Source organism: Streptomyces sp. NBC_00029 (assembly GCF_045160505.1).
GTDB lineage: Bacteria > Actinomycetota > Actinomycetes > Streptomycetales > Streptomycetaceae > Streptomyces.
Genome location: NZ_CP108292.1, coordinates 3307355 through 3322394, shown reverse-complemented (window position 1 = coordinate 3322394; position 15040 = coordinate 3307355). Strand labels below are relative to the sequence as shown.

General features: G+C 72.5%; 11 protein-coding genes, 2 tRNA genes and 1 pseudogene. 13 read left to right on the top strand and 1 reads right to left on the bottom strand.

Going from position 1 to position 15040, the window contains the following annotated elements:
* Positions 1-10 precede the first annotated feature (10 nt).
* The 12 genes and pseudogenes from OG753_RS15850 to OG753_RS15795 all read left to right on the top strand — a co-directional run bounded on the left by OG753_RS15850 (position 11) and on the right by OG753_RS15795 (position 13526).
* Positions 11-1720, top strand: a complete 1710-nt coding sequence (locus tag OG753_RS15850; protein ID WP_405788852.1) for an LCP family protein — start codon at positions 11-13, stop codon at positions 1718-1720.
* Between the two features lie 161 nt (positions 1721-1881).
* Positions 1882-2328: a ribosome silencing factor gene (rsfS, locus tag OG753_RS15845; protein ID WP_030008628.1), complete on the top strand. Its 447-nt coding sequence runs from the start codon at positions 1882-1884 to the stop codon at positions 2326-2328.
* Positions 2325-2981 carry a histidine phosphatase family protein gene (locus OG753_RS15840; protein WP_327266775.1) on the top strand — a complete coding sequence of 219 codons (657 nt, stop codon included), beginning with the start codon at positions 2325-2327 and terminating at the stop codon, positions 2979-2981. Before rsfS ends, OG753_RS15840 begins: the two co-directional genes overlap by 4 nt.
* Positions 2982-3104: 123 nt before the next feature.
* Positions 3105-3177 (top strand) — tRNA-Ala (locus OG753_RS15835).
* A gap of 143 nt (positions 3178-3320) precedes the next feature.
* On the top strand, positions 3321-3554 hold the full coding sequence (locus OG753_RS15830) for a hypothetical protein (protein WP_008738908.1): 234 nt from the start codon (positions 3321-3323) through the stop codon (positions 3552-3554).
* A gap of 145 nt (positions 3555-3699) precedes the next feature.
* Positions 3700-3772 (top strand) — tRNA-Ala (locus OG753_RS15825).
* A gap of 313 nt (positions 3773-4085) precedes the next feature.
* Entirely contained in the window at positions 4086-6956 is a 2871-nt protein-coding gene (gene leuS / locus OG753_RS15820; protein ID WP_327262432.1) for a leucine--tRNA ligase, read from the top strand.
* 139 nt (positions 6957-7095) lie between these two features.
* Positions 7096-7854: a hypothetical protein gene (locus tag OG753_RS15815; RefSeq protein WP_405788849.1), complete on the top strand. Its 759-nt coding sequence runs from the start codon at positions 7096-7098 to the stop codon at positions 7852-7854.
* Positions 7855-8172: 318 nt separating this feature from the next.
* Positions 8173-9018 carry a DegV family protein gene (locus tag OG753_RS15810; protein WP_327262430.1) on the top strand — a complete coding sequence of 282 codons (846 nt, stop codon included), beginning with the start codon at positions 8173-8175 and terminating at the stop codon, positions 9016-9018.
* A 230-nt stretch (positions 9019-9248) separates the two neighbouring features.
* Positions 9249-10136 carry a helix-hairpin-helix domain-containing protein gene (locus tag OG753_RS15805; protein WP_405788848.1) on the top strand — a complete coding sequence of 296 codons (888 nt, stop codon included), beginning with the start codon at positions 9249-9251 and terminating at the stop codon, positions 10134-10136.
* Between the two features lie 146 nt (positions 10137-10282).
* Positions 10283-12508 (top strand): annotated as a pseudogene (locus tag OG753_RS15800) (ComEC/Rec2 family competence protein); the annotation flags it as partial.
* 136 nt (positions 12509-12644) lie between these two features.
* Positions 12645-13526: a YceI family protein gene (locus tag OG753_RS15795; protein WP_327262428.1), complete on the top strand. Its 882-nt coding sequence runs from the start codon at positions 12645-12647 to the stop codon at positions 13524-13526.
* A 12-nt stretch (positions 13527-13538) separates the two neighbouring features.
* On the opposite strand, the gene OG753_RS15790 is transcribed toward OG753_RS15795, so the two are convergent.
* The gene (locus OG753_RS15790) at positions 13539-13781 is read right to left on the bottom strand and encodes a hypothetical protein (protein WP_405788847.1); all 243 of its coding nucleotides are present in this window, start codon (positions 13779-13781) and stop codon (positions 13539-13541) included.
* 61 nt (positions 13782-13842) lie between these two features.
* Here OG753_RS15790 and holA point away from each other — a divergent pair, with 61 nt between their 5' ends.
* Positions 13843-14835: a DNA polymerase III subunit delta gene (holA, locus tag OG753_RS15785; protein WP_327262426.1), complete on the top strand. Its 993-nt coding sequence runs from the start codon at positions 13843-13845 to the stop codon at positions 14833-14835.
* Positions 14836-15040 lie beyond the last annotated feature (205 nt).

Here is a 15040-nt window from a genome sequence, read left to right as displayed (position 1 = left end):
GGGGCCCGCGGTGAACGACCGACAGGATCCGTACGACCCGTATGCCCAGGAGCAGCAGCTCGTCGGCTACGACGCGTACGGGCGGCCGGTGTACGGCCAGGTGCCCGCGCAGCCCGCCCAGCCCGCTCCGTCTGCCGCCCAGCAGTACGAGCAGCAGTACGAGCAGCAGCAGTACGGCTACGACTACCGGGGCTACCCCCAGCAGCAGCCGCAACAGCCGCAGCAGCAGTACTACCCGCAGCAGCCGGCCGCCCCGCAGTACGGGCAGCAGGAGTACACCCAGGCACCCGCCTACGGGTACGACACGCAGCAGACCCAGCAGTGGATCCCGCAGCAGAACGCCCCGGAAGCCCCGGCCCCGGCCCCCGCCGAGCGGCCGGCCGACCGGGTCCCCGAGCCGCGCCGCCCCGGCGGCGAACCGGGCGCCGAGCCCGGCGGCGGACCCGAGGCGGACCGGGACTACCGCACGGAGATGTTCGCGTTCATCGACCAGCCGGACGAGGACTCCGAGGACGTCATCGACTGGCTCAAATTCACCGAGAGCCGCACCGAGCGCCGCGAGGAGGCCCGCCGCCGCGGCCGCAACCGGGTGGTGGCGCTGATCGTCGTCCTCGCACTGTTCGTCGTCGGCGGCCTCGGCTACCTCTGGTACGCGGGCAAGCTGCCCTTCATCGACGGTCCCGGCGAGAAGAAGACCGGCGCGACGGCCGCCGCCGGTGCGCAGAAGCGGGACATGATCGTCGTCCACCTGCACAACACCAAGAAGGGCGGCACCTCCTCGGTGCTGCTCGTCGACAACGTGACCACCAAGCAGGGCGCCACCGTCCTGCTGCCGAACACCCTCTCCGTGACCGGCCAGGACGGGACGCCGATCGCGCTCGGCAAGTCGGTCGAGGAAGGCGGTCTCGGAACCCGGGAAGCCCTCGACTCCGTGCTCGGCACCAGCATCGGCGGCACCTGGCGCCTTGACACCCCGTTCCTGGAGAACCTGGTAGAGCTGGTCGGCGGCATCGAGGTCGACACCGACACGGCGGTCCCGGCCGACGACGCGGCCAAGGTCCCGGCCGTGGCCCAGGGCCAGAAGCAGAGCCTGAGCGGCCCCATGGCCGTCGCCTACGCCACCTTCCGCGGCGAGGGCGAACCGGAGACCAAGCAGATGGAACGCGTGGGCAAGGTGCTCCAGGCGGTGCTGCGCAAGGTTCCGAGCGACCCGAAGGCGGCGGCCGTGACCGTCGAGAGCATGGGCCAGATCCTGGATCCGGCCCTGAACGCGCAGACCCTCGGGGCCCTGCTCTCCCGGCTCGGCGAGCACGCCAAGGTGGGGGCGTACCGCACCGACGTCCTCGCGGTGAAGCCGGACGGCACGCTCACGGACGACGCGAACAAGAAGGTCGTCAAGGAGGTGCTGGGCGGATCCGGCGCCGCTGCGCAGCCCGGCGCGGCCCCGCGCGTCGGAATGAAGGACGCCACCGGCGACGAGAAGGCGCAGATCGCGGCGAAGGCGGCGCTGATGAACGGCGGCTACGCCTTCGTCGACGGCGGCAAGGCCGACAAAACGGCGGCCACCTCGCAGATCACCTACCAGGACGATGCGCAGCGGGACCGTGCGATCGAGGTCGCCAAGACGCTGGGACTGCCCGAGACGGCCGTGAAGAAGGCCGAGAACGCGGTGAACGCGGAGGTCGTGGTGATCCTGGGCAAGGACTACAAGGCGTCGTGACCGGTCCTGACCGGTCCTGACCCGGCTCCGGATCGGCTGCTGACCGGCTCCGGATCGGCTCCGAGGGAGGCATTCGCCCGCGCGCGACGCTGCGCGCGGGCGGTGTCGGCGGTACATGAGACCCTTGTAAGGATCTGCCCGCCAACCCGAAAGCATGGCCAGTGACCGCCACGGACCGCTCCATCGAGCTCATCACCGCCGCCGCCCAGGCCGCGGCCGACCGGCTCGCGCACGACATCATCGCGTACGACGTCAGCGACGTGCTGTCGATCACCGACGCCTTCCTGCTCGCCTCGGCGCCCAACGACCGCCAGGTCAAGTCGATCGTCGACGAGATCGAGGAGCGCCTGCTCAAGGAGCTCGGCGCCAAGCCGGTGCGCCGCGAGGGCGACCGCGACGCCCGCTGGATCCTGCTCGACTACGTCGACATCGTCGTCCACGTCCAGCACAGCGAGGAGCGTGTCTTCTACGCGCTGGAGCGCCTGTGGAAGGACTGCCCCGAGATCGAGCTCCCCGAGGACGCCAAGCTCACCATCGGCAAGGCCGAGGAGCACGCCAAGCTGCGCGAGGCGGCGGGCGACGACGAACTGGACGGTGATCTGTTCTGAGCGCGACCACCTCGGGCAAACCCGGCAGGAAGATCGTCCTCTGGCGGCACGGCCAGACCTCGTGGAACCTGGAGCGCCGCTTCCAGGGCTCCACGGACATCGAGCTGACCGAAGCGGGCGTGGCGCAGGCGCGCCGCGCCGCACGGCTGCTCGCCTCGCTGAAGCCGGACGCCATCGTGGCTTCCGACCTCCGGCGTGCCTCCGACACGGCTGCCGAGCTGGCCGCGATCACCGGGCTGCCGGTGACGCGGGACGCGGCGCTGCGCGAGACGTACGCCGGCGAGTGGCAGGGCCTCACGCACGACGAGATCCTCGGCAAGTACGGCGAGCAGTACGCGGCGTGGAAGCGCGGCGAACCGGTCCGCCGCGGCGGCGGTGAGCTGGAGACCGAGGTCGCCGACCGCGCCGCGCCGGTGGTGCTGGAACACGCCGCCCGGCTGCCGGAGTCCGGCACCCTCGTCGTGGTCAGCCACGGCGGCACCATCCGTACGACGATCGGGCGCCTGCTCGGCCTGGACTCGTACAACTGGGAGGGCCTCGGCGGGCTCTCCAACTGCTGCTGGTCCGTCCTCGGTGAGGGCGCGCGCGGCTGGCGGCTGCTGGAGCACAACGCCGGCACGCTGCCGGAACCGGTGCTCGGCGACGACGACTGAGCAGCTTTCTGCCGCTCCCCGGCGGGGCTTCCACCCGGATTTCACTTTCCGGCTGGTCACAGGCTAGAGTTCTTCTTGTTCGCAGCGCAGAACACCGGAGACGGGGGGAGCGCGGCGGAGAGCGGGGCTATAGCTCAGTTGGTAGAGCGCCTGCATGGCATGCAGGAGGTCAGGAGTTCAATTCTCCTTAGCTCCACAATCAGGATCCCGTCCCCAATGGGGGGCGGGATCCTTGCTTTTGTACCCTTTGCGTTTGCTGACCTGGCCCGCACCGGCATGGCAGAATCGGACCGCCGGAGGGGGAGACGACGGCCCGACGCGGGAGGGAGTCGCTGACGGATGGGTGCACACCGGCGCCGGTGCGACTGGTGCAACAACGGCACGCCGATCGTGCGGGACATGGACCCGGTCAACCCCGACTACCAGTACTGGTGCGAGGAATGCGCGCGGGCGCTGATCATAAAGGGCGACCCGATCGAGACGTACCGTGAGCTGGAAGGGGAGCCGATCTACGGGCGGCTGCTCGACGAGCACTGCACGCTCAAGCGGTTCTACCAGTTCGCGCGGGCATGACAGAGCGAACGCGACAAGTTGGATTAAATCGGACATGGCCTTTGGTCGGTGGAAACCGATTTTTGGACCAGGGCCATGACCGTGTAATGTTTGGGATGTCGCCAAGGGGGACCGGCAAGGGAAACCGAAGCGGCAAGCACAACAAGGGGCTATAGCTCAGTTGGTAGAGCGCCTGCATGGCATGCAGGAGGTCAGGAGTTCAATTCTCCTTAGCTCCACAGTGAAGAAGCGGGCCACCCGGATCGGGTGGCCCGCTTCTCGTTGTGCCCCGGGTCCAGGGTCCCGGGTCGCGGGTCGGACTTCCAGGTCCAGGCACCGGGGTCCCAGGTCCCGGAACGCCTGAGCGTCCCAAGGGGCCGCTGCGGTACCCTGACGCCATGCGTGCCGTACGCCTTCTGCTTACCGAGCCGCGCTGATCAGTACCGACCCCTCGAGACGGTCGGACCCGGCGCGGCGTCCCCTCCTGTGCGAGGGGTTTTTTCGTTTGGGCAGGCAGAGACGGCAGAGACGATCGATGGAGCTTCAGAAATCATGAGCGAGACGAACACCCCGGCCCCCGAGGCGGCCGAGGCGCACCGTTACACGGCTGCCATGGCCGCCGACATCGAGGCACGCTGGCAGGACGCCTGGGACGCGCAGGGCACGTACGAGGCCCCGAACCCGACCGGTGACCTGGCCGGGGACCCCGCGGTGGTCGCACGGCCCAAGAAGTTCATCATGGACATGTTCCCGTACCCCTCCGGTGCGGGCCTGCACGTCGGACACCCGCTGGGCTACATCGCCACCGACGTCTTCGCCCGCCACCAGCGGATGACCGGCCACAACGTGCTGCACACCCTGGGCTTCGACGCCTTCGGCCTGCCGGCCGAGCAGTACGCCGTGCAGACCGGCACGCACCCGCGCGTGTCGACCGAGGCCAACATCGAGAACATGAAGGTCCAGCTGCGCCGGCTGGGCCTGGGCCACGACAAGCGCCGCTCGTTCGCCACGATCGACCCGGACTACTACAAGTGGACCCAGTGGATCTTCCTGCAGATCTACAACTCCTGGTACGACTCCGACGCGAAGAAGGCCCGGCCGATCACCGAGCTGGTCGCCGCCTTCGAGGACGGCTCCCGTGAGGTCCCCGGCGGCCGCGCCTGGGCCGGCCTGACCGCGGCCGAGCGGGCCGACGTACTGAACGAGTACCGCCTGGCGTACTCCTCGGACGCGCCCGTCAACTGGTGCCCCGGGCTGGGCACCGTACTGGCCAACGAAGAGGTCACCGCGGACGGCCGCTCCGAGCGCGGCAACTTCCCGGTCTTCAAGTCCCGGCTGAGCCAGTGGAACATGCGGATCACCGCGTACGCCGACCGGCTGATCGACGACCTGGACGCGCTGGACTGGCCCGAGGCCATCAAGCTGCAGCAGCGGAACTGGATCGGCCGCAGCGAGGGCGCGCGCGTCGACTTCGCGCTGGGCGACGAGGCCATCACCGTCTTCACCACCCGCCCGGACACCCTGTTCGGCGCCACCTACATGGTGCTGGCGCCCGAGCACCCGCTGGTCGAGAAGTTCATCCCGGCCGCCTGGCCCGAGGGCACCCACGAGGTGTGGACCGGCGGGCACGCCACGCCGGCGGAGGCCGTCAGCGCCTACCGCAAGCAGGCCGCCTCGAAGTCGGACGTCGAGCGGCAGGCCGAGGCCAAGGACAAGACCGGTGTCTTCACCGGCGAGTACGCGGTAAACCCGGTCAGCGGCGACAAGGTCCCGGTCTTCATCGCCGACTACGTGCTGATGGGCTACGGCACCGGCGCGATCATGGCCGTCCCGGCGCACGACGGCCGCGACTTCGAGTTCGCGCGGGCCTTCGAGCTGCCGATGCGCTGTGTCGTGGAGCCCTCGGACGGCCGCGGCACCGACACCGCCGAGTGGGACGACGCCTTCGTCTCCTACGACGCGAAGCTGGTCAACTCGACGGGCGAGGGCATCGCCCTGGACGGCCTGGGGGTCGTCGAGGCGAAGGCCGCCATCACCGACTGGCTGGCCGAGCGCGGCATCGGCGAGGGCACCGTCAACTTCCGGCTGCGCGACTGGCTGTTCAGCCGTCAGCGCTACTGGGGCGAGCCCTTCCCGATCGTCTACGACGAGGACGGCGTCGCACACCCGCTGCCCGAGTCCATGCTGCCCCTGGAGCTGCCGGAGGTCGAGGACTACTCCCCGCGCACCTTCGAGCCGGACGACGCCGCCTCCAAGCCGGAGACGCCGCTGTCGCGCAACGGCGAGTGGGTGAACGTCGAGCTGGACCTGGGCGACGGCCGCGGCGTGCGCTCCTTCCGCCGCGAGACCAACACCATGCCCAACTGGGCCGGTTCCTGCTGGTACGAGCTGCGCTACCTGGACCCGAACAACGCGTCGGCCCTGGTGGACCCGGAGATCGAGCAGTACTGGATGGGCCCGCGCGAGGCTGCGCCGCACGGCGGCGTCGACCTGTACGTGGGCGGCGCCGAGCACGCGGTGCTGCACCTGCTGTATGCCCGCTTCTGGTCGAAGGTGCTGTTCGACCTGGGCCACGTCTCCTCGGCGGAGCCGTTCCACAAGCTGTTCAACCAGGGCATGATCCAGGCGTACGCCTACACCGACGCGCGCGGCGTCTACGTGCCCGCGGCCGAGGTCGAGGAGCGCGACGGCGGCTACTTCTACCAGGACCAGCCGGTCAAGCGTGAGCACGGCAAGATGGGCAAGTCCCTGAAGAACGCCGTCACGCCGGACGAGATCTGCGAGGAGTACGGCGCCGACACGCTGCGCCTGTACGAGATGGCGATGGGCCCCCTGGACGTCTCCCGTCCGTGGGACACCCGGGCCGTGGTGGGCCAGTACCGGCTGCTGCAGCGCCTGTGGCGCAACATCGTGGACGAGGAGACCGGCGCGGTCACGGTCGTCGACGGGGAGCCCGCCGAGGACACCCTGCGTGCGCTGCACAAGGCGATCGACGGGGCCGGCTCGGATCTGACGGGGCTGCGCTTCAACACCGCCATCGCGAAGATCACCGAGCTGAACAACGCCCTGACGAAGGCCGGCCGCCCGCTGGAGCGCTCGGTCGCCGAGTCCCTGGTGCTGCTGGTCGCCCCGCTGGCCCCGCACATCGCGGAGGAGCTGTGGCACCGCCTGGGTCACAGCGAGTCCGTGGTCCACCAGGACTTCCCGGTCGCGGACCCGGCGTACGTCGTGGACGAGACGGTGACGTGCGTGGTGCAGGTCAAGGGCAAGGTCAAGGCACGGCTGGAGGTGTCGCCGGCGATTTCGGACGCGGAGCTGGAGCAGCTGGCCGTCACGGACGAGGGTGTCGTGGCGGCGCTGGGCGGCGCGGAGATCCGCAAGGTGATCGTGCGCGCGCCGAAGCTGGTCAACATCGTCATCTGAGCCGACGAGAGCGCACCCCCCGGCCTAGGGGGGATCCCGTACGGGCAGGTTGGGGGTTCGATTGGAACCCTTGACCTGCCCGTGGCGTTTACGGTGGAGGGGACGGAAAATAGCCGTCGGGTCTGGGGAAGGGACGCTCATGGATGCCGCGTTGATCATCTTCGCGCTGATGGTGCTTTTCACCTTCCTGGGGTTGGGTGTGTACGCGACCGTCAAGGTGGTGCAGGCGACCAAGCGCGGTGTGGACCGGACCATCACCCAGGCGCGGCGGACCGTGGAGGACACCACCCTGAGGGCCAAGAGCTTCGGCCAGGTCGGGGTCACCGGCGCGCTGGCGCAGCTGCGGCTCGACCTGCGCACCTCGATGCGTGCCACACAGCAGGCGCTGCAGGACGGGGTCCGTACGGACGCGTCGCTGCAGGAGTCGATCGCGCTGTTCGAGCGGCTGAGCGCGCACGGGCGCGAGCTCGACGACGAGCTGAAGCGCCTGGAGCAGGACCCGGACCGGGGGCGGATCGCGGAGCGCCTGCCGGACCTGCGGGAACGGACGGCCAAGATCAAGCAGGCTGCGGACTCGCTGCGGTGGGCCGCGCGGGACCGGGCCCAGCGCTTCGCGCAGGACGACCTGTCCACGCTGTCCGAGCAGATCGAGGTCGAGTCCGACGCGCTGCGGGACTGGCAGCGGGAGCCCGTGGACGACCTCGCGGCGGCGGCCGCGGCATGGGACGCGGCGCAGGCGAACGGGGCCGGGGCGGGTCCGGCCGCTGGTGCGGAGCAGGGCCCGGCTTCGGGTTCGGGCAGGTGGGGTGCGGAGCCTACGCAGGCGGCTCTGAATCCTGCCGCTCCGGCGCCGCAGTACTCCTGGCAGAAGACGCGCCGGCCGGAGAGCACGACCTGAGCGACCACGGCACGACCTGAACCCGACCTGAGAGGGCGGTTCGGGGCGCGGCGTGGCGCGGCGGCGGAAGCGGCGCCAAGGTCCGGCGAGGCATGCGCTGCGGGGCCCGGTGAAGCGCGATGCGCGGCCGGGTGAAGCGCGATGCGCGGCCGGGTGAAGCGTGTGCCGTAGGGCCTGGCGAGCCGCGTTGCAAGGCCGGGCGGGCGGGTGGTGCGGCGGCTCCTACCGTAGGTTTCGGCTGTGCCCGAAAGTCCGGTCGACGGTCACGTCATGGGGCCAGGCTGCCGTCCGGCCCCCACTGGCGGTAACCTCCGGCTCATGTCCCGCCATGTCGCCATCGTCACCGATTCCACGGCCTACCTGCCCCGACCGGCCATGGCGCGGCACGGAATCACCTCCGTCCCGCTCACCGTGGTACTCGGTGGCGAGGCACTCGAGGAGGGCACCGAGATCTCGGCGCGCAGCCTCGCCCTGGCCCTGCAGAAGCGCCGCTCGGTCACCACGTCGCGTCCCGGCACGGAGGAGTTCGTCCGGGCCTACCGTGCGGCGGCGGACGCCGGGGCCACCGGCATCGTCAGCCTGCACCTGTCCGCGGAGTTCTCCGGCACCTACGACGCCGCCGTGGTCGCCGCCAGGACCGCGCCCGTGCCCGTCCGCGTCCTGGACACCGGCATGGTCGCGATGGCCCTCGGCTTCTGCGCGCTCGCCGCCGCCGAGGTGGCCGAGGCCGGCGGGTCCGTGGACGAGGCCGTGGCGGCCGCCGAGAAGCGGGCGGCGGACATGTCCGCGTACTTCTACGTCGACACCCTCGACTACCTGCGCCGCGGCGGACGGATCGGGGCCGCGCAGGCCCTCCTCGGCTCCGCCCTGGCGGTGAAGCCCCTGCTGACGCTGGACGGCGGGCGGATCGAGATGCTGGAGAAGGTCCGTACGTCGTCCAAGGCCATCGCCCGTCTGGAGGAGCTGGCCGTCGAGCGCGCCGGGTCCGCCGCCGTCGATGTGGCGGTGCACCACCTGGCGGCTCCGGAGCGGGCGGAGAAGCTCGCCGAGCGGCTGCGCGAGCGCATCCCCGGACTGGTCGAGCTGCACGTCAGCGAGGTCGGCGCGGTGATCGGGGCACACACCGGACCGGGACTGCTGGCGGCGGTCGTCTCGCCCCGCTGATCACCGGAACGGGTGGCCCGGTTATCCACAACGGGAGTTTTTTCCACCGGAATTGAGTGTTCCGAACGGGGGCCGGGATCGGCCCCTACGGTCGTGGCATGACTCTTCGAACGCGTGCTTCGTTTCGGTCGGGTGCCACCAGTGGTCCGGGCCGCCCCCGTCTTTCCGACAGCCGTCTCTCCGACAGTCGTGCCTCCGGCAGCCGTCTCCGACGTCGTCGTGAGCGCCGGGTGCCTCATCCGGAGCCGGGGGCCGTGCGCCGGCGGGCCGAGGCCCTGCTGGGCGGCAGCAGCCCGCCACAGGCGCCCTCGGAGCCGCCCCCGGAGCTTTCCGTGGGCCGCGCCGTGGCCCCGGAGGCAGTCCCGGGCGGGGTGGATCCCCAGGAGCCGCCCGAGGAGGTGTCCGGGCTGTCCCCGGGGGCCGCGAGGAGCCTGGCCGTGCGGGAGCGGCTGCCGCTGTGGCTGCAGGACCGCTGCGGTGTACGGCCGCGTGCGGTGGCCGCGGTCGGCGTGGTGCTCGTGGTCGCCGTCGGATTCGCCGGACAGCAGTACTGGTCGGGCCGGCCGCAGGCGGTGACCGTGCCCGCGGTGGTGGCACCGGGGGCAGCGGCAGCTGCCACGGCACCGGCGGGGGCTCCTGCCCCGGGAGGGGGCACCGGCGGAGCGGCGCGGGTCGTCGTCGACGTCAGCGGGAAGGTCCGGGACCCCGGCGTGCGGAGACTGCCCGCCGGTTCGCGGGTGGAGGACGCGCTGGCAGCCGCCGGGGGAGTGCGCCCCGGCACCGACACCACCGGGCTCAACCGGGCCCGCGTCCTGGTGGACGGTGAGCAGGTGGTGGTCGGAGCCACTGTGCAGCCCCTGCCGGGTGGGCCGGGCGGCGGGCCGGGCATCGGCACAGGCATCGGCGCCGGGACGGGCACCGCCACCGGCCCGCTCAGCCTGGGCTCGGCGACGGTCGCCCAGCTGGACGGCCTGCCGGGCGTCGGGCCGGTGCTGGCGCAGCACATCGTCGACTTCCGTACCGCCCGCGGTGGATTCCGTTCCGTGGAGGAGCTGCGCCAGGTCAACGGCATCGGGGAGCGCCGTTTCGCCGATCTGCGCCCGCTGGTGCGGCCGTGAACCGGCCCGAGGGCCGCGGCCCGGTGGACCTGCGCCTCGCGGTGCCCGCCGTGGCCGCCTGGGCGGCGGCCGCCCTCGCCCTGGACGCACCCGCCGGCCGGACCGCCCTCGGGGTGGGTCTGGGGGTGACCTGTGCGGGCCTGCTGATGCTGGGCGGCTGCCGGCGTCCGGGCCGGCTGTGGCGGCTCGGCCCGGCCACGGCGGCGGCCCTGCTGTGCGCGGCCGCCGGCGCAGGCGTGGCGGGCCTCCAGCGGGCCGAGGAGCGCGCCGGGCCGGTGGCGGGGCTGGCGCGGGAGCATGCCCGAGTCCTCGCCGAGCTCACGGTCGGCTCCGACCCGAGGGCCGCCCGGAGCGGGAGCGGGCCACCGGTCGTCGTGCTGGACGCGGTGGTGACCCGGGTGACCGGGCCCGACGGGACGAGCACCCGGGTCGAGACGCCGGTACGGGTGCTGGCCGGGCATGCGGGATGGGCCCGGCTGCAGCCGTCCACCCGGGTGACGGCGGTCGCCCGGCTGGCTCCGGCGCGGGACGGGGAGCGCGCCGTGGCCCTGCTGCGCCCGGCCGGTGACACCCCGCCCGGGGTGACCGGAGGCCCGGACACCGTCCAGCGGTTCGCGGGGCGGCTGCGGGCAGGGCTGCGCGAGGCCACCGAGGGGCTCGCACCGGACGCCAGGGCCCTGCTGCCGGGGCTGGTCGTCGGGGACACGTCCAGGGTTCCGCCCGATCTACACGAGGCCTTCCGTGCCACCGACCTGCTGCACCTGCTGGCCGTCTCCGGGTCCAACCTGACCGTGGTGCTGTTCCTGCTCATCGGGCCCCCGGCCCGCGCGCAGCAGGCCGAACGGCGCGGTCTGGCGCCCCGGCTCGGGCTCTCGCTGCGGGTGACGGCTCTGGGCGGGGCGGCCCTGACGCTCGCGTTCGTGGTGGTGTGCCGGCCGGAGCCGAGCGTGCTGCGTGCCGCCGCGTGCGGGGCGGTCACCCTGCTCGCCATCGCCACCGGGCGGCGCAGGTCCCTGATCCCGGCCCTGGGCGCCGCCGTGCTGCTGCTGGTGCTCTACGACCCGTGGCTGGCCCGCAGCCACGGCTTCCTGCTCTCCGTGCTGGCCACCGGAGCACTGCTCACCCTGGCACCCCGCTGGAGCGAGGCCCTGCGGCGCCGTGGGGCGGGGACCCGGCTCGCCGACGCCCTGGGGGCCGCCGCGGCCGCACAGGCGGTGTGCGCGCCCGTGGTGGCCGTCCTCGCCGCGCGGGTCAGCCTCGTGGCGGTGCCGTGCAACCTGCTGGCCGAGCTGGCGGCGGGTCCGGCGACGGTCCTCGGCTTCGCAGCCCTCGCGGTCGCCCCGGTGTCGATGCCGGCCGCGGAGGCGCTGGCCTGGTGTGCGGGGGTGCCGGCCGGGTGGATCGCAGGCGTGGCCCGGGCCGGGGCGCGGTTCCCCGGCGCGGAGCTGCCCTGGCCGGGTGGGCTCACCGGCGGCGCACTGCTGGTGGTCGCCACCCTGGCCGCGGTGGCGATCGTCGCCGTCCGGTTCCGCGGGCGGGGGTGGCTGTGCTCGGCCCTGTCGGTGCTGCTGCTCCTGGCCGTGCTGCGGCCGCCGCAGCTCACCCGTACGCTCGGCGGCTGGCCCCCGCCCGACTGGAGCTACGTCCAGTGCGCCGTGGGGCAGGGGGACGCGGGCGTCCTCGCCGTCGGCCCCGGGGAGGCCCTGGTGGTGGATGCCGGTCCGGATCCGGGACCGGTGGACGACTGCCTGCGCACCCTGGGTGTCCGCAGGGTGCCGCTGCTTCTCCTGACGCACTTTCATGCCGACCATGTGGGAGGCCTGTCGGGAGTCCTGCGGGGCCGGTCCGTGGGAGTGATCCAGGCCACCGCGCTGGAAGAGCCGCCGGGGCAGGCCGAGTTCGTCCGGCGGACCGCGGCGGCGGCCGGTGTGCCGATCGTGCGCGCGATGCAGGGGGAGCGGCGTCGGGCCGGGCCGTTCGAATGGCAGGTGCTCTGGCCGCCGGTCGCCGGACCGCCGCCCGAGGGTCCCAACGACGCGAGCGTCGCCCTGCTCGTGCGTGGCGCGGGCCTGACCCTGCTCCTGCTCGGCGACCTCGAACCACCCGCGCAGCAAACCCTCTTGAGGGAGCATCCGCAGTTGGGTCCGGTCGACGTCCTCAAGGTCGCCCACCACGGCTCCGCGCACCAGGACCCCGAGCTGTACGCCCGGGTCCGGCCGCGGATTGCGCTCGTTCCCGTCGGCGTGGCCAACCGCTACGGACACCCCGCGCCGGGTACGCTCGCCCGGCTGCGGGAGGCGGGGGCGACCGTGCTGCGTACGGATACCGACGGCTCGATCGCCGTCAGCGGAACCGGAGTTCGCCTACGGGCATTTCCAGCCAGCCGGCGGCGGAATCGGCGCGGTCATACCGGGCGCGACCACTCTGTTTGCCCACAACCCGACAGCATGATCGAATGCGTCTTCGCCAGAACGGTCCAAGTCCACACAGCACGGGGGTGCATCAGCCATGTTCGGTCGCAGACGGGGGATGGAGACGGCCGGAAGTTCCAGTCCGTCCACATCGGCGACACTGACGCTGCCGCCGACGGCGCGTCTGCTCAGCTGCCGGGTCCTCGACACCGTCCACCGGCCGATCCGGCAGGCCGTGGTCGAGGTGACCGACCCGATCGGCCGGCGGATCGTCAGCGGCGAGACCGACCCGTACGGCGGTTTCACCGCGGCCGTGCCGGAGGGGGAGTACCGGCTCTCCGTGACCGTCGAGGGGTACGCGCCGTTCCACGGCGTGACCATCGTGGGAGACCCGGGGCAGCCCGGCACCGCGGAGATCATCCTCGACACCGTGGAGCCCCCGCTGCTGCCGCAGCCCGGCCACTGGGAGCTCGACCCGACGCACTCGACCATCGGCTTCACGGCCCGCCACATCGGCCTGGCCCGGATCCGCGGCCGGTTCACCACGTTCGCCGGGGCGGTACGGATCGCCGAGCGCATGGAGGACTCCTCCATGCACGTCATCATCGATGCGGCGAGCATCGACACCGGGGTGCGGCTGCGCGACGACCACCTGAGGTCGGGGGACTTCCTGGACGCGGTCCGCCACCCCACGGTGGAGTTCTACAGCGAGCGTTTCATCCACCGCAGCGGCAGCCGCTGGGCCGTCGCCGGCGCACTCACCCTGCACGGCGTGAGCCGGTCGGTCACCCTGGACACCGAGTACCTGGGTCTGGGCACCGGCCTGGAGGGCGAACTGCGGGCGGCCTGCCGGGCCACCGCCGAACTGCACCGCGAGGACTTCACCCTGAACTGGCAGTCGATGCTGGCACACGGGATCGCGGCGATCGGCTCGAACGTGGATGTGACGCTGGACATTCAGGCCGTACGCAAGGCCTGAACGCGCAGGCGGCTACGGGGCCTCGAGCCAGCCCTCGTACTCGGCGGCGAGGTCGTCCAGCGAGCCGGTGTCGAGCCGCTCCTGCGGATCCTCGACGACCACCAGCCACTGGGCGTCCTCGGCGTCGTCCTCGCCGGCCAGCGCGTCGCGGACCAACTGCGGTTCCTCCGGGAGGCCGAAGCGGTCGACGGCCTCCCGGGCCACCTCCTCGGCGGCGTCGCGGTCGGGCAGGACGAGTACATGTCGCACATTCACGCGACCATTCTCGGGCACGCGGGGCGGAGGGCTGTCAGTGCGGCGTGGGATGCTGGAGGCGATGGCCACCAGGAAGAATTCCACCGACGATCCGCTTGCCCCGCTCACCCTCGCGGTGGGGCAGGAGGAGCTGCTGCTCGACCGCGCCGTGCGCGAGGTGGTGACGGCCGCCCGTGCCGTCGACGCCGACACGGACGTCCGCGACCTCGCCTCCGAGCAGCTCCAGCCCGGCACGCTCGCCGAGCTGACGAGCCCCTCGCTCTTCTCCGAGCGCAAGGTCCTGATCGTCCGCAACGCGCATGACCTGTCCGCGGACTCCGTCAAGGAGGTCAAGGCCTACCTCGCCGCGCCCTACGAGGAGATCGTCCTGGTCCTCCTCCACGCGGGCGGCGTCAAGGGCAAGGGCCTGCTCGACGCGGCGCGCAAGGCAGGCGCCCGGGAGATCGCCTGCCCGAAGATGACCAAGCCCGCGGACCGGCTGTCGTTCGTGCGCGGAGAATTCCGCACGCTGGGCCGGTCGGCGACCCCGGAGGCGTGCCAGAGCCTGGTGGACGCGATCGGCAGCGACCTGCGGGAGCTCGCCAGCGCGGCCGCGCAGCTGTGCGCCGACGTCGAGGGCACGATCGACGAGGCCGTCGTCGCCCGCTACTACACCGGCCGGGCCGAGGCCTCCAGCTTCACGGTCGCCGACCGCGCGGTCGAGGGGCGTGCGGCCGAGGCCCTGGAAGCGCTGCGCTGGTCGCTGTCCACCGGGGTCGCTCCCGTCCTGATCACCAGCGCCCTGGCCCAGGCGGTCCGCGCGATCGGCAAGCTCGCCTCCGCCCCGCGCGGGGCCCGCCCCGGCGACCTCGCCCGGGACCTGGGCATGCCCCCGTGGAAGATCGACCGTGTCCGCCAGCAGATGCGCGGCTGGTCGGCCGACGGGGTCTCGGACGCCCTGCGCGCCGTGGCCGCCGCCGACGCCGGGGTCAAGGGCGGCGGCGACGATCCCGAGTACGCCCTGGAGAAGGCCGTCGTCGCGGTGGCCCGCGCGGCCCGCCCCCAGCGCCGTTAGCGGACGCTCCGGCACCGCGCCTCGTCCGCCTCGCGACGCACGGAGCCAGAACCCGCTCCCTGATCCGGCCTGATCGAAACGACGCCCCGGGCCGCGCCGGCCCATGGGCCGCGTCGCTGGCCTCGGAGCCGGCCTGGAGCGAGGTGCGCGCCCTGGCCCGCCGGATCCTCGTCGCCCGCACGGGCGACTGGCGCCGCCCCTCGCC